This is a genomic window from Aliiroseovarius sediminis (assembly GCF_022678485.1).
Classification (GTDB): Bacteria; Pseudomonadota; Alphaproteobacteria; order Rhodobacterales; family Rhodobacteraceae; genus Aliiroseovarius; species Aliiroseovarius sediminis.
Map to the genome: position 1 here is coordinate 254992 of NZ_JALBYP010000021.1, position 18823 is coordinate 273814.

At 59.2% G+C, this 18823-nt stretch carries 19 protein-coding genes and 1 tRNA gene; 15 read left to right on the forward strand and 5 right to left on the reverse strand.

The annotated features are described in order from the left end of the window. Positions 1–77 precede the first annotated feature (77 nt). The 4 genes from MN186_RS03600 to MN186_RS03615 all read left to right on the forward strand — a co-directional run bounded on the left by MN186_RS03600 (position 78) and on the right by MN186_RS03615 (position 3863). A complete protein-coding gene (locus MN186_RS03600; RefSeq protein ID WP_242111694.1) occupies positions 78–1331 on the forward strand; it encodes an MFS transporter in 1254 nt (417 codons plus the stop codon). Between the two features lie 69 nt (positions 1332–1400). After that, positions 1401–1991 (forward strand): DUF924 family protein, encoded by a 591-nt coding sequence (locus tag MN186_RS03605; RefSeq protein ID WP_242111696.1) that lies wholly within the window; start codon positions 1401–1403, stop codon positions 1989–1991. Positions 1992–2093: 102 nt separating this feature from the next. After that, positions 2094–3488 (forward strand): dihydrolipoyl dehydrogenase, encoded by a 1395-nt coding sequence (lpdA, locus tag MN186_RS03610; protein ID WP_242111698.1) that lies wholly within the window; start codon positions 2094–2096, stop codon positions 3486–3488. A gap of 30 nt (positions 3489–3518) precedes the next feature. After that, entirely contained in the window at positions 3519–3863 is a 345-nt protein-coding gene (locus MN186_RS03615; protein WP_242111700.1) for a hypothetical protein, read from the forward strand. On the opposite strand, the gene MN186_RS03620 is transcribed toward MN186_RS03615, so the two are convergent. Beyond that, entirely contained in the window at positions 3860–4213 is a 354-nt protein-coding gene (locus tag MN186_RS03620) for a rhodanese-like domain-containing protein (protein WP_242111704.1), read from the reverse strand. The two genes, MN186_RS03615 and MN186_RS03620, sit on opposite strands and share 4 nt — an antisense overlap. A 208-nt stretch (positions 4214–4421) precedes the next feature. Between MN186_RS03620 and uvrA the strand changes: the two genes are divergently transcribed. Then, positions 4422–7292, forward strand: a complete 2871-nt coding sequence (uvrA, locus tag MN186_RS03625) for an excinuclease ABC subunit UvrA (protein ID WP_242111709.1) — start codon at positions 4422–4424, stop codon at positions 7290–7292. A gap of 63 nt (positions 7293–7355) precedes the next feature. Here the strand turns inward: uvrA and MN186_RS03630 are convergent, their stop codons facing one another. Continuing rightward, a complete protein-coding gene (locus tag MN186_RS03630) occupies positions 7356–8372 on the reverse strand; it encodes a Fe(3+) ABC transporter substrate-binding protein (RefSeq protein ID WP_242111720.1) in 1017 nt (338 codons plus the stop codon). An 88-nt stretch (positions 8373–8460) separates the two neighbouring features. Continuing rightward, the gene (gene mazG, locus MN186_RS03635; RefSeq protein ID WP_242111724.1) at positions 8461–9312 is read right to left on the reverse strand and encodes a nucleoside triphosphate pyrophosphohydrolase; all 852 of its coding nucleotides are present in this window, start codon (positions 9310–9312) and stop codon (positions 8461–8463) included. Between the two features lie 54 nt (positions 9313–9366). Here mazG and MN186_RS03640 point away from each other — a divergent pair, with 54 nt between their 5' ends. The 6 genes from MN186_RS03640 to MN186_RS03665 all read left to right on the forward strand — a co-directional run bounded on the left by MN186_RS03640 (position 9367) and on the right by MN186_RS03665 (position 15068). After that, on the forward strand, positions 9367–10530 hold the full coding sequence (locus MN186_RS03640) for a M20 aminoacylase family protein (protein WP_242111728.1): 1164 nt from the start codon (positions 9367–9369) through the stop codon (positions 10528–10530). Positions 10531–10593: 63 nt separating this feature from the next. Further along, the gene (gene speB / locus MN186_RS03645; RefSeq protein WP_242111731.1) at positions 10594–11568 is read left to right on the forward strand and encodes an agmatinase; all 975 of its coding nucleotides are present in this window, start codon (positions 10594–10596) and stop codon (positions 11566–11568) included. A gap of 106 nt (positions 11569–11674) precedes the next feature. Further along, a complete protein-coding gene (locus MN186_RS03650) occupies positions 11675–12142 on the forward strand; it encodes a DUF1499 domain-containing protein (protein WP_242111734.1) in 468 nt (155 codons plus the stop codon). 171 nt (positions 12143–12313) lie between these two features. Then, positions 12314–13369 carry a peptide chain release factor 1 gene (gene prfA / locus MN186_RS03655; RefSeq protein ID WP_242111750.1) on the forward strand — a complete coding sequence of 352 codons (1056 nt, stop codon included), beginning with the start codon at positions 12314–12316 and terminating at the stop codon, positions 13367–13369. Next, positions 13369–14247: a peptide chain release factor N(5)-glutamine methyltransferase gene (prmC, locus tag MN186_RS03660; RefSeq protein WP_242111759.1), complete on the forward strand. Its 879-nt coding sequence runs from the start codon at positions 13369–13371 to the stop codon at positions 14245–14247. The genes prfA and prmC overlap by 1 nt, the downstream gene beginning before the upstream one ends. Before the next feature lie 242 nt (positions 14248–14489). Beyond that, positions 14490–15068: a DUF4167 domain-containing protein gene (locus MN186_RS03665; RefSeq protein WP_242111761.1), complete on the forward strand. Its 579-nt coding sequence runs from the start codon at positions 14490–14492 to the stop codon at positions 15066–15068. 154 nt (positions 15069–15222) lie between these two features. On the opposite strand, the gene gpt is transcribed toward MN186_RS03665, so the two are convergent. Continuing rightward, positions 15223–15726 carry a xanthine phosphoribosyltransferase gene (gpt, locus tag MN186_RS03670; protein WP_242111779.1) on the reverse strand — a complete coding sequence of 168 codons (504 nt, stop codon included), beginning with the start codon at positions 15724–15726 and terminating at the stop codon, positions 15223–15225. Between the two features lie 11 nt (positions 15727–15737). Further along, a complete protein-coding gene (gene fabI / locus MN186_RS03675) occupies positions 15738–16556 on the reverse strand; it encodes an enoyl-ACP reductase FabI (protein ID WP_242111789.1) in 819 nt (272 codons plus the stop codon). Between the two features lie 157 nt (positions 16557–16713). On the opposite strand from fabI, the gene pdxH reads away from it, so the two are divergent. The 4 genes from pdxH (at position 16714) to MN186_RS03695 (ending at position 18641) form a co-directional block, all read left to right on the forward strand. Beyond that, positions 16714–17319: a pyridoxamine 5'-phosphate oxidase gene (gene pdxH / locus MN186_RS03680; RefSeq protein ID WP_242111798.1), complete on the forward strand. Its 606-nt coding sequence runs from the start codon at positions 16714–16716 to the stop codon at positions 17317–17319. A 113-nt stretch (positions 17320–17432) separates the two neighbouring features. Beyond that, positions 17433–17990: a cold-shock protein gene (locus MN186_RS03685; protein WP_242111800.1), complete on the forward strand. Its 558-nt coding sequence runs from the start codon at positions 17433–17435 to the stop codon at positions 17988–17990. Between the two features lies 1 nt (position 17991). After that, positions 17992–18495 carry a DUF192 domain-containing protein gene (locus tag MN186_RS03690; RefSeq protein ID WP_255743714.1) on the forward strand — a complete coding sequence of 168 codons (504 nt, stop codon included), beginning with the start codon at positions 17992–17994 and terminating at the stop codon, positions 18493–18495. A gap of 69 nt (positions 18496–18564) precedes the next feature. After that, a tRNA-Pro gene (locus MN186_RS03695) sits at positions 18565–18641 on the forward strand. Positions 18642–18823: the final 182 nt, after the last annotated feature.

Here is an 18823-nt window from a genome sequence, read left to right on the forward strand (position 1 = left end):
CTTCAGGTGTCGTGAAAGGTCAACTGTCACAAGGCCCGGCTTGCTAATCTGAAATCTGACGCGAACAGGAGAATCCCATGCTTCAGGTCTTGTCGAGCTCTTGGGCTCTGCTTCTTGGCATGATGTTGCTGATGGTGGGCAACGGTGTGCAAGGTACGCTTTTGGGCATCCGGGGCGGGCTTGAAGGGTTTTCGACCTTCGAGCTGTCCGTCGTCATGTCCGGCTATTTCGCTGGCTTCCTGTTCGGCTCGCGTATGGCACCGATCATGATCCGTCGCGTCGGGCACGTGCGGGTCTTTGCCGCGCTGGGGTCGTTCATCTCGGCGGTGCTGATCTTGTATCCGACGCTGACCGATCCTTGGGCTTGGGCGGCACTCAGGGTGATTGTGGGGTTCTGTTTTTCGGGCGTGTATGTCACGGCGGAAAGCTGGCTGAACAATGCGGCAGACAACCAGAACCGAGGCAAGGCGCTGTCGCTTTACATGTTTGTCCAGATGGTTGGTATCATCGCCGCCCAGGGTCTGCTGGTAATCGGAGACCCTGGTGGGTTCATCCTGTTCATCCTGCCTTCGGTGCTGGTGTCCATCGCCTTTGCGCCGATCCTTCTGTCGATTAGCCCAACGCCCGCGTTTGAAACCACCAAGGGGATGAGCTTGCGTGAACTGTTCACGATTTCGCCCTTGGGCTGTGTCGGCTTCATGGCACTGGGTGGGGTCTTCTCGGCGCAGTTTGGCATGGCGTCGGTCTTTGGACAGCAGGTCGGATTGACGGTTGGCCAGATCTCGGCATTCGTATCGGCGCTGTATATCGGTGGGCTGGTGTTGCAATACCCTATTGGCTGGATTTCAGACCGGATGGACCGACGCGCACTGATCCTGATCGTGACAGCGATTGCCAGCGTGGCGGCCCTGCTGCCGGTGGTCTTTGGCGTGCGATACGAGCTTTTGCTGGTGTCGTCCTTCCTGTTGGGCGGCATGACGAACCCGCTTTACGCGTTGCTTTTGGCCTATGTGAACGACTTTCTTGAGCCGGAAAACATGCCGGCGGCATCGGCTGGGCTGATCTTCATCAACGGGATGGGCGCGATTGCCGGGCCACTGATCACGGGCTGGGTGATGGGTGTGATGGGGCCGATCGGCTTCTTTGGGTACATGGCTCTTTTGCTGATCGGGCTGTTGACCTATGGCATCTGGCGCACGTTCCAGCGGTCGGCGCCCGCACCGACGGACACTGGCGCCTATATGACCATGTCGCCTGCGGCTTCACCAGTGGCGCTGGATATGGCGCAAGAGGTCTGGGCAGATGAGGCTCTCGAGGAAGAGGAGGGGTAGCATATCATGCAAAGCCCCCTTGCGCTGCTCCGGTCACCGGCTAGGGTAGGAGCAAAAGGAGGGGCCGCCATGACACGCACAACACCGGACGAGATCATCAGCTTCTGGATCAACGAGGTCGGGCCAAAGGGCTGGTATGAAAGTTCGGCCAAGCTGGACAACACGATCCGCGCCCGGTTCATGGCGGATTGGGAGGCGGCACGAGATGGTGCCCGCGATGATTGGCAGGACGATCCCAAAGGTGCGCTGGCGTTCCTGATCCTGACCGACCAGTTCCCGCGCAACATGTTTCGCGGCGATGCGCGCTCTTTCGCGACGGACCCGGCGGCGCGGGCCTGCGCCGATCGCGCCATCGCGCAAGGGCTGGACATGCAGATCGGCTTGCCCGACCGGCAGTTCTTCTATCTGCCCTTCATGCACAGCGAAGCGATGGAGGATCAGGAGCGTTGCATCGAGCTGATGGCCGAACGCATGGCCGACACGCCGGGGCAGGGTGATACGCTGCACGCCCGGGCGCATCGCGAGATTATCCGCCGCTTTGGCCGCTTCCCCTATCGAAACGATGCCTTGGGGCGTGACACAACTGATGAAGAACAGGTGTTTCTGGATGATGGTGGCTATGCCGCGATCCTCAAACAGGTCAAGGCAAAGCAGGATTAAGCCGACCTGCGTCGGTTTTGTCCTGCGAATTTCCCTTGCGTCATTGATCAGATGTGGGAATTGGTTTAGCACCGAACTATCCTGAAGATGAGGAGATACTCCATGGCGGGCAAGACTTTTGACACGATAATTATCGGGGCCGGTCCCGGTGGGTATGTGGCGGCAATTCGGGCAGCGCAGCTGGGTCAGAAGGTTGCCATCGTCGAGCGTGAAAACCTGGGCGGCATTTGCCTGAACTGGGGGTGTATTCCGACCAAGGCGCTTCTGCGCTCGGCTGAAGTGTTCCACTTGATGCACCGCGCCAAGGAATTTGGCCTGTCGGCAGGAAAGATTGATTACGACCTGCCTGCAATCGTCAAACGTTCGCGTGGGGTGGCTGCTCAGCTGTCCGGCGGCATTGGTCACTTGATGAAAAAGAACAAGGTCACCGTGTTCATGGGCGATGCGACGATTCCCGCCAAGGGCAAGGTGTCCGTCAAGACCGATAAGGGCACGGACGAGCTGAGCGCCAAGAATATCGTCGTGGCCACCGGCGCCCGCGCCCGTGAATTGCCGGGGCTTGAGGCCGATGGCGATCTGGTCTGGACCTACCGCCACGCCCTGAACCCACCGCGTATGCCGAAAAAGCTTCTGGTGATCGGATCAGGCGCCATCGGCATTGAATTTGCCAGCTTCTTCAACACTCTGGGCGCGGATACGACCGTGGTCGAGGTGATGGACCGCGTGCTGCCCGTCGAAGACGCCGAGATTTCAGCTTTCGCCAAGAAGTCCTTCATCAAGCAAGGTATGAAGATCATGGAAAAGGCCATGGTCAAACAACTGGACCGCGCCAAGGGCAAGGTCACGGCGCATATTGAGGTTGGCGGCAAAGTCGAGAAACACGACTTCGACACCGTGATTTCCGCGGTTGGTATCGTCGGAAATGTCGAAGGTCTGGGGCTTGAGGAATTGGGCGTCAAAATCGACCGCACCCATGTTGTGACCGACGCACATTGCCGCACCGGCGTCGACGGGCTTTATGCCATCGGCGACATCGCCGGCGCGCCGTGGCTTGCCCACAAGGCCAGCCACGAAGGCGTGATGGTAGCCGAGTTGATCGCGGGCCTGCACGCCCATCCGGTGAAGCCTGAAAGCATCCCCGGCTGCACCTATTGCCATCCGCAGGTTGCCAGCGTTGGCTTGACCGAGGCGAAGGCGAAAGAGCAGGGGCTGAAGATCAAGGTTGGCCGTTTCCCCTTTATCGGCAACGGGAAGGCCATCGCCATGGGCGACCCGGAAGGCATGGTCAAAACCATCTTCGACGCCAAGACGGGCGAGCTTCTGGGCGCGCATATGGTGGGCCCGGAAGTGACCGAGATGATCCAAGGCTACGTCGTCGGCAAGACGCTGGAAACCACGGAAGAAGAGTTGATGCACTCGGTCTTCCCGCACCCCACAATCTCGGAAAGTATGCACGAGGCGGTGCTCGATGCCTATGACCGTGTCATTCATATGTAGCCCGGCCATGATCCGCACCGCGAGGCCGATATGGCCGTTCTGAAGCATATCGGCTGGGCCTATGGCGTGGCAGATATCGGCTTGGTTCGTTCGGCATTTGATGCGGCGGGACTCCCGATCTTCATCCACGGGGACGAAGTGCACCAGATGATGGGGCAGCACGCGGTTGCGATGGGTGGCGCGCGGGTGATGGTGTTCGATCATGACATTGTCGCGGCCTGTGCGCTTCTAGACACCTGTCGGCTGACCCATACCACGCGGTTTCGCTGGCGGTTCGCGGTATTCCTGTTGGCGCTAAGCGTTTTTTTCGGCCCGGTGTCTGTGCCTTTTCGCGCGATTTACCTGCGCGACGCCGCCGCTATGCGGGGCGACTAACGCTCGATCTCGCCGCCCGCGCGGTGCCAGTGGGTCAATCCGCCGATGTTATACACCTGCTCAAACCCCATCCGTTTCAGCACGCGCGCGCCTTGGGCTGACCGTGCACCCGATGCGCAGTAAAGCGCGATTGGCTTGGTTGGGTCGATACCTGCGATGAAATCCGGCCCTTTCGGGTCGCATTTAATGGGCATGACAGATAGTGGCACGACCAGCGCACCTTTGGCCTTGCCAGTCATTCGGACTTCGGCATGGTTGCGCACGTCGATCAACGTAATCTCGCCCGCCCGCGCACGGGTCACAGCGTCTTGCGGGCTGAGCTTCGGGCCACTCGTGAAAAGACCGAACATGCGTTACCTTTCGATTGCGATTGCGTCACCGGATATAAACTGTTGCGACGGTCGGTCAACGTCGGTTCGCATATAAATATGCAGAGAAACGAATAAGACTTACACAACTGCGTGTGAGTCTCTGCCGTTCCCCTTACGTTCTTATTTTTTGATTGTTCCCGCCCGGGCTTTCCCCTATCCGTTATCTGTCGATGAACAGGGGGTCAGAATGGCCGAATTGAAAGAAATCCAAGTTCGCGGTGCGCGTGAACACAATCTGAAATCCATTGACGTGGATATCCCGCGCGACCAGCTGGTGGTGATCACGGGGTTGTCCGGGTCGGGTAAATCCTCGTTGGCGTTCGACACAATCTATGCGGAAGGGCAGCGGCGTTATGTCGAAAGCCTGTCAGCCTATGCGCGGCAGTTCCTGGACATGATGGAAAAGCCCGATGTGGATCATATCGCGGGGCTGTCGCCCGCAATTTCGATCGAGCAAAAGACGACTTCGAAAAACCCGCGCTCGACCGTTGGCACGGTGACCGAGATTTATGACTATCTGCGGCTCTTGTTTGCGCGCGCGGGTACGCCTTATTCCCCCGCTACAGGTCTGCCCATCGAAGCCCAGCAAGTGCAGGATATGGTGGATCGCGTCATGCAGATGGAGGAAGGCACCCGCGCCTATCTTCTTGCCCCCATCGTGCGCGACCGAAAGGGTGAATATCGCAAGGAATTTCAGGAGCTTCAGAAAAAAGGCTTCCAGCGCGTCAAGGTGAACGGCGAGCTTCACGAACTGGATGCGCCACCAACGCTGGATAAGAAGTTTCGCCACAATATCGACGTGGTGGTAGACCGGATCATTGTGCGTGAGGGGATGGAGCAGCGGCTGGCCGACAGCTTCCGCACCGCGCTTGATCTGGCCGACGGGATCGCCCTGCTGGAAACAGCACCGAAAGAGGGTGAGCCAGAGATATTCACCTTTTCGGAAAACTTCGCCTGTCCCGTGTCGGGTTTCACCATCCCCGAAATCGAACCGCGCCTGTTTTCCTTCAACGCCCCTTTCGGCGCGTGCCCGGTCTGTGACGGGCTGGGGAAAGAGCTGTTTTTCGACGAACGCCTGATCGTGCCTGATGCGGCCTTGAAGATCTATGACGGCGCGCTGGCCCCGTGGCGCAAGGGCAAGTCGCCCTATTTCCTGCAAACGATTGAATCGATTGCGAAACACTATGAGTTTGATCGCAACACGCCGTGGAAAGACTTGCCCAAGCATGTGCAACAGGTGTTTTTGTATGGCTCGGGCGAGGACGAGATCAAGTTTCGCTTCGACGAAGGCGGTCGGGTTTACGAGGTGACGCGACCCTTCGAAGGGGTCATTCCGAACATGGAACGCCGCTATCGCGAGACGGATTCGAACTGGATTCGTGAGGAGTTCGAGCGTTACCAGAACAACCGCCCCTGTGGCGCTTGCGGCGGATACCGGCTGCGCGACGAGGCTTTGGCGGTCAAGATCGGGTCCGGCAAGGCGCTGTTGCATGTGGGGCAGGTGGTTGAAATGTCGATCCGCGAGGCACTGGATTGGGTCGAGGACGCGCCCAATCACCTGTCTGCCCAGAAAAACGAGATTGCACGCGCCATCCTGAAGGAAATTCGCGAACGCCTTGGCTTTCTGAACAATGTCGGCTTGGAATACCTGACGCTCAGCCGCAATTCCGGCACGTTGTCGGGGGGTGAAAGCCAGCGCATCCGATTGGCCAGCCAGATTGGATCGGGTCTGACGGGGGTTCTGTATGTGCTGGATGAGCCTTCTATCGGATTGCATCAGCGCGACAACGGGCGGCTGCTGACCACGCTGAAAAACCTGCGTGATCAAGGGAATACCGTCATCGTCGTCGAACATGACGAAGAAGCCATCCGCGAGGCCGATTACGTCTTTGACATCGGCCCCGGCGCTGGCGTGCATGGCGGCGAAGTGATCGCCCACGGCACACCTGCCGATATTGCGGCTTGCGAGGCGTCCATCACCGGCCAATACCTGACCGGCACCCGCGAAATTCCTGTGCCTGCGAAGCGCCGCAAGGGCAATCGAAAGATGTTGAAGGTGGTGAAGGCAACAGGCAACAACCTGCAAAACGTGACCGCCACCTTCCCGTTGGGCAAGTTTGTTTGCGTCACCGGTGTGTCGGGCGGGGGCAAGTCCACATTGACGATTGAAACCCTGTTCAAGACGGCCTCGATGCGCTTGAACGGTGCGCGCCAGACGCCCGCGCCCTGCGAAACCATCAAGGGGCTTGAGCATCTGGACAAGGTGATCGACATCGACCAGCGCCCCATCGGGCGCACGCCACGATCCAACCCGGCGACCTATACCGGGGCGTTCACGCCCATCCGCGAATGGTTCGCCGGTCTGCCCGAGGCCAAAACCCGTGGCTACAAGCCCGGTCGCTTCAGCTTCAACGTGAAGGGCGGCCGGTGCGAGGCGTGTCAGGGCGACGGTGTCATCAAGATCGAAATGCACTTCCTGCCTGATGTTTACGTCACTTGTGAAACCTGCAACGGTGCGCGCTATAATCGCGAAACTTTGGAAATTCAGTTCAAGGGCAAAAGCATAGCGGACGTTCTTGATATGACCGTCGAAGATGCGCAGGCCTTTTTTCAAGCAGTTCCGACAATACGCGACAAGATGGATGCGCTTATGCGGGTCGGGCTGGGCTATATCAAAGTGGGCCAGCAGGCGACGACACTGTCAGGGGGCGAAGCGCAGCGGGTGAAGCTGTCGAAAGAGCTGTCCAAACGGTCGACCGGGCGCACACTTTACATTCTGGACGAACCCACGACGGGTCTGCATTTCGAAGATGTGCGCAAGCTGCTCGAGGTGCTGCATGAGCTTGTCGATCAGGGCAATACGGTCATCGTGATTGAACACAATCTGGACGTGATCAAGACCGCCGACCATATCATCGATATTGGCCCCGAAGGCGGCGATGGGGGCGGACGGATCGTGGCGACCGGCACGCCCGAGGACGTGGCGCAGGTGAGCGACAGCTATACCGGGCAGTATCTGGCGCAGATGTTGACCCCGATCCGCAAAGCAGGCGAGTGAGCCAGACATAGGAAAAGCCCGGCGATCAGGCCGGGCTTTCCATTTTTCGGGACAGGGGCGGTGTTAGCTGTCGAAGTCGACTTCTTGCACCAGTTTCAAAGCGTCGGCGCGGTGGCCGGCGACTTCCATCAGGTTCAGACTGTCCGGCGTGAACGAGCCCCAGCTTTTCACCAGATCAACGGCTTCGGTGCCCGGTGCAATGGGATACTCGAAGTTCTGCGCGGCATAGATTTCCTGTGCTTTTGGCGAGGACAGGAATTCCATCAGCTTCACCGCGCCGTCCTTGTTCGGGGCGTTCTTGGCCAGCGCCACGCCTGACACGTTCACGTGTGTGCCTTGGCCTTCGAAGACAGGGAAAACAACATTCACACTGTCAGCCCATTCTTTCTGTTCGGGATCGTTGACCATCTTACCCATGTAATAGGTGTTCCCGATAGCGACGTCGCATTCACCGGCCCAGATCGCCTTGACCTGCGCGCGGTCGTTGCCTTGCGGTTTGCGCGCCAGGTTGGCTTTTACGCCTTCCAGCCAGGTCTTTGTTTCTTCCGCACCGTGGTGCGTCAGATAGGCCGATACAAGCGCCAGCGTATAAGCGTGGGTGCCCGAACGGGTGCAGATGCGGCCCTTCCATTTTGGGTCGGCCAGATCTTCATAGGTGGTGACTTCACCATCCGCCACGCGGTCTTTCGAGGCATAGACGATCCGCGCCCGCGTGGTCAGGCCAAACCAATGGCCGTCAGGGTCGCGATAGGTGGCGGGGATGTTTGCCTTAAGCGTTTCATTATCGACAGCCTGTGTCAGTCCTTCGTCGACCACTCCGGCCAGCCGCGAGATGTCGACGGTGAAGATCAGGTCCGCCGGGCTGCGTTCGCCTTCGGCTTTCAGACGTTCGACCATGCCCTTGTTCAAATAGGCCACGTTGACGTCGATGCCGGTTTCTTCGGTGAACGCATCGGTCAGCGGCTGGATCAGCTCGGGTTGGCGATAGGAATAAACGTTGACCTCGTCCGCGCTGGCGGCGAAGGGGGTCAGGGCAGTCGCGGCAATCAGGCTTGCGGTAAGGGTGCGGATGGGTGTCATCAGAAAGATCTCCTTCGTGTTTCTGGTGTTGCCGCGCTTAAACCCGACTCTTTTCGTCGGGTCAATACCCGATTGATTTAATCGGAGATTATTCGCCGCGTTTGACAGATTTCTCGACGGCCTTTTCCGCGTCCCAAAGCGCGTCCATCTCATTCAGTGTGGCATGATCTGGGCTGCGCCCTTGGTTGGCCAGCCTGCGTTCGATCCCCTGAAAGCGGCGTTCGAACTTGGCGTTGGCGTTGCGCAGCGCTTCTTCGGGGTCCACATCCAGATGGCGGGCCAGATTGGCCACGACGAACAGCAGATCGCCTAATTCCTCGCGCACCTCATCGGGGCCAAGCGTGTCGCGGGCTTCGGCCAGTTCGTGCGCTTCTTCGGTGATCTTGTCCAAGACCGGGCCGATATCGGGCCAGTCAAAGCCCACCCGTGCGGCGCGTTTTTGCAGCTTCATTGCCCGAAGAAGGGCAGGCAAGCCGATGGCAACGCCGTCCAACACACCTTGTTGAGCCTTCCCGGCACGTTCAGCGGCCTTGATGGTTTCCCAATCGCGGGTCTGCTGCTGGGCGGATTTGTCGCGCGATTCGTCCCCGAACACATGCGGATGGCGCGCAACCATCTTGTCGGACATAGTGTCGGCCACGTCGTCAAAGGTGAACAGCCCGGCTTCCTCCGCCATCTGGGCGTGAAAGACGGATTGGAACAGCAGATCGCCCAATTCACCCTTAAGCTCGTCCCAGGCTTCCCGTTCGATCGCGTCAGCCACCTCATAGGCTTCCTCGATCGTGTAGGGGGCGATGGTCGCGAAGGTCTGTTCGATATCCCAAGGGCACCCGTTTTGCGGATCGCGCAGGCGGCGCATGATCTCGCGCAGGCGATCCATCCCCCCTTGCGGGTCATGAACCAGACTGTCAGAGGGGGAAAGATCGTGAGTTTTGCTCATTGCATCATGGTCCAAATCAGGATTGTTTCATCGCACCCTTGATAGGAGGAAGTCATGGCGATCATCAACCGCATTGGCGAATTTGCAGGCGACATGAAGACTTGGCGGCGCTGGCTGCACGCCCATCCCGAATTAGGGTTGGAGTGTCACAACACCGCCCGCTATGTGGTCGATCACCTTCATAGCTTCGGCGTGGACGAGGTGTACGAAGGGATGGGCGTCTCGGGTGTGGTGGGCATTATCAACGGCCACAGCACGGGACCCACCATTGGCCTGCGCGCCGATATGGATGCGCTGCCGATGGACGAGGCGACGGGGCTTGACTATGCCTCGACCGTGCCGGGGGCAATGCACGCCTGCGGCCATGACGGGCACACCACGATGTTACTGGGTGCTGCGCGTTATCTGGCCGAGACGCGGAACTTCAAAGGCCGCGCCGCCCTGATCTTTCAGCCCGCCGAGGAAAACGAGGGTGGGGCGAAACATATGTGTGACGACGGGTTGATGGAGCGGTTTGATATTTCGCAAATTTATGCTCTGCACAACAAGCCGGGCCAACCACTGGGACATTTCCAGACGACGCCGGGGCCAATTATGGCTGCGGTGGACACTCTGCGCGTCAAGGTGACGGGGCGCGGTGGGCATGCGGCTTACCCCCAGGACACGGCCGATCCGGTCATGGCGGTGGTGTCGATGGTGCAGGCGGTGCAGTCGATTGTAAGTCGCAACCTGTCGCCAATGGACAATCTTGTGATTTCGGTCACGATGATCGGCGGGGGTACGGCGGACAACATCATCCCCGAAGATGCCTGGTTTACCGCAACCGTCCGGTCCTTTACGCCCCAGGTGCGCGCGCTGGCGCAGCGGCGTCTTCACGAGGTGATCGAAGGGCAGGCGGCCAGTTTCGGGGTCACTGCTCAGATCGACTATGAGCTTGGCTACCCGCCCACCGTCAACGACGCTGGTGCTGTTGAACAGGCCGTCGCCGTCGCGCGCGAGATCAGCGGCGCAGACCGCGTGCGCCGCGATTATGGTCGCCAGATGGGAGCCGAGGATTTCGCCTATATGCTGGAAGAACGCCCCGGCGCCTATCTGTTTCTGGGGCAGGGCGAAGATGGCGCAGGGTTGCATCATCCGGCCTATGACTTCAACGATGACGCCGCGCCTTACGGGGCCAGTTTCTTCGCTCGGTTGGTTGAGCGGCTGAACCCGATTTAATCAGATTTCTGGCGTGCTTTGCCTGCCTGTGCTAACCGGTCCAAACAACCACAGGAGACACAGATGGCACTGGAAGACGCAAAGACACAGGTGGATACCGCCGTGACCCGCGACGGGTTCAAGGGGTTGGCCTTTGAAAACACCTTCGGCGGCGTGCCGTCCTTTTTGCGGCGAAGCTATAGCAAGGATCTAACCGGCGTCGATATTGCTGTCACCGGCATCCCTTTCGATCAGGCCGTGACCAACCGCCCCGGCACCCGCCTTGGCCCGCGTGCCATCCGCGAGGCGTCAAGCCTGCAATCCCCGGACCCCGCTTATGGCTGGGGCTTTGACGTGATGAGCGAGTTTGCCATCGCGGATTATGGTGATCTGGCCTTTGATTATGCCCATATCGACCAGTTTCCCGCAACGCTCGAGGCGCATATCACCAGCATTCTGGACCAAGGCGCGGCCTGTCTTGCGCTTGGCGGCGATCACTATATCACCTTCCCGATCCTGCGCGCGCATGTAAAGAAGCACGGCCCGCTGTGCCTGTTGCAGTTCGATGCGCACACCGACACCTGGCCTGACGACGACATGACCCGCGTCGATCATGGCACGATGTTCTACAAGGCGGTGAGAGAGGGGCTGATCGACCCCGCGCGCTCGGTCCAGGTGGGGATTCGCACACATAACGCCGATACTCTGGGCGTGAACATCATCGACGCGCGCGAGGTGCATGAAACCGGACCTGCTGCGGTGGCCAAGAAGATCAAGTCGATCCTTGGCGACCACCAGACCTATCTGACCTTCGATATTGACGCGCTGGACCCGGCCTTTGCACCGGGCACAGGCACGCCGGTCTGGGGTGGGCTGACCTCGGCGCAAGCTTCGATCATTCTGCGTGATCTGGCGGGGATCAACCTTGTCGGCGGTGATGTGGTCGAGGTGTCGCCGCCCTTTGACACCACCGGAGCCACCGCGATTGCGGGGGCGCATGTGGCGATGGAAATCCTGAACCTGTGGGCCGTGATCCGTCGAGGGCCAGGTCAGGAATAGCACGCTTTGGATATCATTCGGCTTGCAGGGTCAGGCGCGCTGATCTATCGCTAATTACAGGTGTTTGATCCTGATCTGCCGGGGGGCTCAGGGTTAGGGGGTGTGTGTGAACTATCTGGTTGCTGCTGTTGTTGGGGTGTTGTTTCTGGCAGTTCTTGGTGTTGGCTGGGTGCGTTTGGCTCCCTTACCTGTCGAACGCTTTTCCGCGCGCCCCGGCCCTTATTCACCCGGAACGCACAAGATGCCGGGCGGTGTGAAATATGTGATTCCCCTGAAACTATTACCCGACGGTGCGCTGGATCACTTGACTTGGATCGCGCTAGAGACACCGCGCAGCCGTTTGGCCCATCAAGAAGATGACCTGATCGCGATTGTTACACGCACCCGTCGTATCGGCTTTCCCGATATTACCGTCGCATGGGTGGCCGACGGGAACCTGCATGTTCATGCGCATCTGGTCTATGGCAAGAACGATTTGGGTCAGAATGCGGCGCGAACAGACCGGTGGCTGGACCGGTTGGCCCTACTTGCCACCGAGACCGAAGATGATGATGATCCTCTAAGGGTCCGTTAATCAGATCAGCGACCGTATATGGACACTGATCAGGTCAATTTCGTGCGTGCCGATACGTCCGCATCCTGACATCGGCGTACGATTAGAAACTGCTTTATAAAGCAGAACAAGCCGCACGTTGGCGACGTTACGCCTCTTGACCAAACCCGCCGGATGGGGGAAACCGCGACGATGGTTCCATTGGAAAAACTCTCAGCGATCACCGAACGGTTCGAATATCTGGAAGCTCGCATGGCTCAGGGCCTGTCGGGCGACGAGATTGCGCAGGTCGGGCGCGAATATGCCGAATTGCGACCCGTAGTTGACGAGATCGCCGCTTATCGCCGCCTGCTGAATGATATTGCCGAAGCCGAGGCGATGCTGGACGACCCCGATATGCGCGAACTGGCGGAAGATGAGCTTCCCGCCCTGAAGGAACGTCTGCCCGAGGTCGAACAGGCCATGCGGTTGGTCCTTCTGCCCAAGGACGCCGCTGATGCGCGGCCTGCGATGATCGAAATTCGCCCCGGCACGGGGGGGGACGAAGCCGGGCTGTTTGCCGCTGATCTTTTGCGCATGTATCAACGCTATGCCGAAGCCCGCGGCTGGAAATTCGAGATCATGGAACAATCCCTGTCCGAACTGGGTGGCGTGAAAGAGGTTGTCGCCCATGTGAAGGGCGATGGCGTCTTTGCGCGGCTAAAATACGAAAGTGGCGTGCACCGCGTCCAGCGTGTGCCCGAAACCGAAAGCGGTGGGCGCATTCACACATCAGCCGCCACCGTCGCCGTTCTGCCCGAGGCCGAGGACGTGGACATACAGATCGACCCGGGCGATCTGCGCATCGACACCATGCGCTCGTCCGGCGCGGGCGGGCAGCACGTGAACACCACCGACAGTGCCGTTCGGATCACGCACCTGCCAACCGGAATCGTTGTGACAAGTTCGGAAAAATCCCAGCATCGCAACCGCGACATCGCCATGCAGGTTCTGAAGACGCGGCTGTTTGACCTTGAACGGCAACGCGTCGACGAAGCGCGTGCGGCGGACCGCAAGGCGCAGGTCGGGTCGGGCGATCGCTCGGAACGCATCCGCACCTATAATTTCCCCCAAGGGCGGATGACCGATCACCGGATCAATCTGACGCTTTATAAGCTGGACCAGATCATCGCAGGCGATCTGGACGATGTGATCGACGCACTGATCGCTGAAGACCAGGCTGCGCAACTGGCCGATATGGGCGCATGATGGCCGGCGACACGACCGGCGCGGCGTTATTGGTTTCGGCCACACGCGCGCTGCGGGCGGCGAACGTGGATGACCCCGCACGCGATGCGCGGGTGTTGTTGGCGCATGTGATGGGGATTGACCGCAGCCGGCTGACCTTGATGCTGCCCGAACCGGTGGGTGAAGATGTGATATGGGCATTCACGAGGGCGATCAAAGCGCGCGCCGCGCGCCAACCGGTCGCACAGATCACCGGCACGCGCGCGTTCTATGGCCGCGACTTTATCGTGACCCGCGACGTTCTGGACCCGCGTCCTGAAACGGAACTTCTGGTCGACACTGCACTGCAAGCTCCGTTTGATAGGGTCCTGGATCTTGGGACCGGATCGGGCTGCATTCTTCTGACGCTTCTGGCCGAACTGCCTGCTGCTTGCGGGCAGGGGGTGGACGTGTCCGCCTCCGCGCTTGAGGTTGCGCGTCGCAACGCTGTGGCGCTGGGGGTTACAGATCGTGCCACATTTGGCGAAGGGTCTTGGTTCACACCCATCACCGATGGGGCGCGCTTTGATCTGATCGTCTCTAATCCGCCCTACATCGCGCAAGACGAAATGACGACATTGGCGCCCGAGGTCGAAGCGTGGGAGCCGCACTTGGCGCTGACCCCCGGCGGCGACGGCCTGGACGCGTATCGCGCGATCATATCTGGTGCGTCTGCACATTTAACCCCCGCCGGACGGTTGATAGTCGAGATCGGCACGGCGCAGGCGGCGGCGGTCAAGACTCTGTTTCAGCGCGCCGGGTTTGCGGGAATACATGTTCTGAAAGATCTCTCGGGCCATGATCGCGTCGTTATGGGCAGGTTGCCTGACAATCGCGCCCAAACCAGTTTACAAGCATGAAACAGCCGTGAAACCCGCCCGAATTCGGCAAATTCCCCCGTTTTGGCTAATTTTTTCCAGATAAGTCTTGTGTTTCGGCTGTTCGCGTGACAATCAAGGCCTAGCAGTGACGCAGTCCTTGCGACAGCCGCTGCTGGTAAGCCCAAAAATTCGAACGATACGGTGCCTATAAGTACCTTGTTCGAAAACACAGCACAGCAATTGGCTTGTGCGCCGGAAACCAAAGCTGGAAAAACAAGCTTATGAGATCGCCGAAATCACGTTCGCGTAATACTAAATCGAACCGTAACCGGAACACTCCGGGAAACATCATCAACCGAGTCTATGACAGTTCTGGGCCCGAGGGCAAAGTGCGTGGCACGCCGCAACAGATTATTGACAAATACACCCAGTTGGCGCGTGACGCGTTTCTGTCCAACGACCGGGTCGCGGGTGAAAATTTCCAGCAGCACGCCGAACATTACACCCGCCTTCTAAGCGAAGCGCAGCGCGAGATGGAAGCCCGCAGGCTTCAGTCCGAACAGCAAAACCGCGAACGCCAGCAGCGCGAGAAGGAAGAGCGCGACGCCCGCGCCGAACGCAAAGCCGCGCAAGACGTGCCGGGCGAAGGCGACCAGCCTGATGTCCCTGCCGAGTCCGACGTGATAGCCGACGGATCCGATAGCGGTTTGGTGGAAACACCGGAAAGCAAGCCCAAAAAGGCCCAGGCGCGCAGCCGCAAACCGCGCAAACCGGCCAAGTCGGATGACAAGGGATCCGGACAGGATGGCGATGGTGGCTCGGGGGACAAAACGCCCGATACCCCCGAAGCGGCAGAGTAGAGCCCGCAAATAGGACATCTTCAGCCCGGCCTGTAATCAGCGCCGGGCTTTCTTTTGTGCGGATGATGCTGCGCTATCTGCCATTGGAAAAGCCCCGCGCGGGACGCGGGGTTTCCGGACTGAACGGTTGGGCAAAGCAGTGGTCCTGCCGCGGTTATTCGGTCCCGCGATAGGGCTCGACATATTGCAGGGCCATATCCCAAGGAAAGAAAATCCAAGTGTCCTGACTGACCTCGGTGATGAACGTATCCACCAGCGGACGGCCCTTGGGTTTGGCATAAACGGTGCCGAAATGCGCTTTGGGATACATCTTGCGCACCAGTTCCAGCGTCTTGCCGGTGTCGACCAGATCGTCGATTACAAGAATACCCTCGCCATCGCCCATCATCTGGGCGTCTGGGGCTTTCAATAACTCGGCCTCGCCTCGCGATTGATGGTGATAGGATTTGACCGAGATCGTATCGACCGTGCGGATGTCCAGCTCGCGGGCGACGATCATCGCCGGGGCCAGTCCGCCGCGGGTGATCGCGACAACGGCCCGCCAACCTGTGTCCTTGGGGCCTTCGCCGTCCAGGCGCCAGGCCAGTGCCCGGCTGTCGCGGTGAAGTTGATCCCAACTGATGTGAAACCCTTTTTCGTGCGGCAGTTGGTGGCTCATCTGCGGGCTCCTTACTTGCGACCGGTTGTGACGTCGATATCGGGTGCGTCGACGGCCTTCATGCCGACGACGTGATAGCCGCTGTCGACGTGGTGTGTCTCGCCCGTGACGCCCGACCCAAGGTCCGACAGCAGATAAAGCGCCGAGTTACCCACATCCTGAATGGTCACATTGCGGCGCAGAGGGGAATTCAACTCGTTCCATTTCAGGATATAGCGGAAGTCCCCGATGCCGGACGCCGCCAGTGTCTTGATCGGCCCGGCCGAGATCGCGTTGACGCGAATACCGTCCTTGCCCAGATCCTCGGCCATATAGCGCACGGATGCCTCAAGTGCGGCCTTGGCCACGCCCATCACGTTATAATGCGGCATGACCTGTTCAGCGCCATAATACGTCAGTGTCAGAAGCGACCCGCCATCAGGCATCATGCTTGCGGCCCGGCGGGCAACGGCAGTAAAGGAGTAGACCGAGATATCCATCGTCGTGCGAAAATTCTCGGGGCTGGTGTCGACGTAACGGCCGCGAAGCTCGCTCTTGTCCGAAAAGCCGATGGCGTGGACGACGAAATCCAGCTTGCCCCATTTATCCTCGAGCGTGGCGAACAAGGTGTCGATTGACCCTTGATCGGACACATCACATTCAACCACGAAATCCGATCCCAACTGGGCGGCCAACGGATCGACGCGTTTTTTAAGGGCGTCACCCTGATAGGAAAACGCAAGTTCGGCGCCTGCCTCGGCGCATGACTTTGCGATTCCCCACGCGATGGACTTGTCATTTGCAAGTCCCATGATCAGGCCGCGTTTGCCCTTCATCAATTCGGTCGACATTCTGGTTCCCCGTCCCGAGATACTGAGATACGCTCGTTTAAGTGATTGGTCGTGCTTCTTCAAGTCTGCGGCACGTGATCAGCGAACTGATTGTAACACAGTTGGCAGGCAACCGCGCACGGCGCAATGCCGGACCACAACGAAAACGGAGGTCGCAATGGCGGAACGTGGCGGGATATTTGCAGGCGATGATCCCTTTCGGATCGCGCGTAACTGGCTGGCCGAGGCAGAAAAATCTGAGCCCAACGATCCCAATGCCATCGCGCTGTCCACCGTTGATGCCGATGGTCTGCCCAATGTCCGCATGGTTCTGCTAAAAGATATCGAGGATGATGCCTTCGTCTTTTACACCAACTACGGCTCGGTCAAGGCGCGGGAACTGGATGGGGCGGGCAAGGCGGCGTTTGTCATGCACTGGAAGTCGTTGCGCCGTCAGATCCGCGTGCGTGGCGTGATCGAACGCGAAGAAGGGCCGCAGGCGGATGCCTATTATGCCTCGCGGTCGTTGAAAAGCCGTCTGGGTGCATGGGCGTCGCAACAAAGCCTGCCTTTAGCGTCGCGTGCCGCCTTGATGGCCGAGGTCGCCAAAGTGACCGCCACACATGGTCCGAACCCGGCCCGTCCGCCGTTCTGGGGCGGCTATCGCATTCACCCAACCGAGATCGAGTTCTGGGCCGATGGCGCGTTCCGGCTGCATGACCGGTTCCGCTGGACCCGCTCGCAAAAAAATGACCCATGGTCAGTTGTTCGTCTAAACCCCTAATTTTAAGAGTTTTTAGAACGGAACATACCCAAAAGGACAGGTGTTTATTGCTTGCGCCCTTTCCTCAAACCGCTCAATACTTGAGTGGGGATGAAAACTATCAGAGGAAGACAATGGCTCAAGAAATTAGTGCGCACGATCCGATCGTGTTGCGCGGCCAAGTCAAATGGTTCGATCCGAACAAGGGGTTTGGGTTTGTAATTGCAGACGAGGGTGGAGCAGACATTCTGCTTCACGCTAATGTGTTGCGTAATTTCGGGCAAAGTTCGGTGGCGGATGGTTCGCTGATCGAAATCACGGTCCAGTCAACCGAACGCGGCCGGCAAGCGGTTAGCGTGCTGTCTATCGAACCGCCGCAAGCTGATGGGGAACACCAGTTAGAAGAGTTTACCGAAGGTTTGGTGGACCCCGACAGCGTCGGCCCGCTGGAACCTGCCCGCGTGAAATGGTTTGACAAAGCCAAGGGGTTTGGCTTCGCCAACGTCTTCGGTCGGTCCGAGGACGTGTTTATCCATGTCGAAGTTTTGCGTCGCTCCGGTCTTGCGGACCTGCAACCGGGCGAGGCAATCGGCCTGCGGTCGGCAGCGGGCAAACGCGGCTGTATGGCCGTCAGTGTCTTGTCATGGGATGCCGCCAACAGTACCTCCCAAGAACACGAGGTCGACAGCTGACATGGTGCCGACCGTTCGCAAGTTAGCACGGTCCGGGGCATCAGTAGCGTGCGCCTTGCTGCTGTCTGGCGCTGTGGCTTGGGCAGGCGGTTGCGCGTCAGACCATGTTGATCTGCGCGGCACCTGGGGGCAGGCGCGGTTCACAGTCGAGATCGCCGACGACGACAGCGAACGGGCGCGCGGCCTGATGCACCGCGAGACAATGCCCGCAACGCACGGCATGTTGTTTCTGTATGACCGGCCACGCGAAGTCAGCTTTTGGATGAAGAATACGTTGATCCCGCTGGATATGCTGTTTCTGCGCGCTGATGGCACTGTTGCGCGCATCCATCATAACGCGGTGCCTCATGATCTCACCCCCATTCCCGGCGGCACGGATATCCTTGCGGTGCTTGAGGTCAATGGCGGGATCGCAAAGCGATTTGGTATCGACGCAGGCAGCGTTCTGCGTCATCCGGCGCTGGATCAGGACCGCGCCGCCTGGCCTTGTGTCGCGCCCGACTAGTGCGAAGATGCCGCCACGGCGCAGTTTGCTCTTTTCAACACGCAGAAGCACCGTTAAGGAAGGGACGTTCGGGGCGTAGCGCAGCCTGGTAGCGCGACGGTTTTGGGTACCGTAGGTCGCAAGTTCGAATCTTGCCGTCCCGACCATTCTTCCATCATTCTTGCAAGTCGCAGCCTTTGCCCGCTCTAAGCGGTGCATACTATATCTAGTGGTGGATCAGGGGCGTCTGGCGTCAGCGCAGCGGGGCAGATTGACCGGCGATTGGTCACAAAACTGTTGTGGCGGTCGTTAAGGGGGGGGTGCAGAGGCGCCAAATGAACAGGTGTTT

Bases quoted from the DNA above. Each gene is read 5' to 3' on its own strand.
- MN186_RS03600 (WP_242111694.1), top strand. From the start codon at position 78: ATGCTTCAGGTCTTGTCGAGCTCTTGGGCTCTGCTTCTTGGCATGATG.
- MN186_RS03605 (WP_242111696.1), top strand. From the start codon at position 1,401: ATGACACGCACAACACCGGACGAGATCATCAGCTTCTGGATCAACGAG.
- lpdA (WP_242111698.1), top strand. From the start codon at position 2,094: ATGGCGGGCAAGACTTTTGACACGATAATTATCGGGGCCGGTCCCGGT.
- MN186_RS03615 (WP_242111700.1), top strand. From the start codon at position 3,519: ATGGCCGTTCTGAAGCATATCGGCTGGGCCTATGGCGTGGCAGATATC.
- MN186_RS03620 (WP_242111704.1), bottom strand. From the start codon at position 4,213: ATGTTCGGTCTTTTCACGAGTGGCCCGAAGCTCAGCCCGCAAGACGCT.
- uvrA (WP_242111709.1), top strand. From the start codon at position 4,422: ATGGCCGAATTGAAAGAAATCCAAGTTCGCGGTGCGCGTGAACACAAT.
- MN186_RS03630 (WP_242111720.1), bottom strand. From the start codon at position 8,372: ATGACACCCATCCGCACCCTTACCGCAAGCCTGATTGCCGCGACTGCC.
- mazG (WP_242111724.1), bottom strand. From the start codon at position 9,312: ATGAGCAAAACTCACGATCTTTCCCCCTCTGACAGTCTGGTTCATGAC.
- MN186_RS03640 (WP_242111728.1), top strand. From the start codon at position 9,367: ATGGCGATCATCAACCGCATTGGCGAATTTGCAGGCGACATGAAGACT.
- speB (WP_242111731.1), top strand. From the start codon at position 10,594: ATGGCACTGGAAGACGCAAAGACACAGGTGGATACCGCCGTGACCCGC.
- prfA (WP_242111750.1), top strand. From the start codon at position 12,314: ATGGTTCCATTGGAAAAACTCTCAGCGATCACCGAACGGTTCGAATAT.
- prmC (WP_242111759.1), top strand. From the start codon at position 13,369: ATGGCCGGCGACACGACCGGCGCGGCGTTATTGGTTTCGGCCACACGC.
- MN186_RS03665 (WP_242111761.1), top strand. From the start codon at position 14,490: ATGAGATCGCCGAAATCACGTTCGCGTAATACTAAATCGAACCGTAAC.
- gpt (WP_242111779.1), bottom strand. From the start codon at position 15,726: ATGAGCCACCAACTGCCGCACGAAAAAGGGTTTCACATCAGTTGGGAT.
- fabI (WP_242111789.1), bottom strand. From the start codon at position 16,556: ATGTCGACCGAATTGATGAAGGGCAAACGCGGCCTGATCATGGGACTT.
- pdxH (WP_242111798.1), top strand. From the start codon at position 16,714: ATGGCGGAACGTGGCGGGATATTTGCAGGCGATGATCCCTTTCGGATC.
- MN186_RS03685 (WP_242111800.1), top strand. From the start codon at position 17,433: ATGGCTCAAGAAATTAGTGCGCACGATCCGATCGTGTTGCGCGGCCAA.
- MN186_RS03690 (WP_255743714.1), top strand. From the start codon at position 17,992: ATGGTGCCGACCGTTCGCAAGTTAGCACGGTCCGGGGCATCAGTAGCG.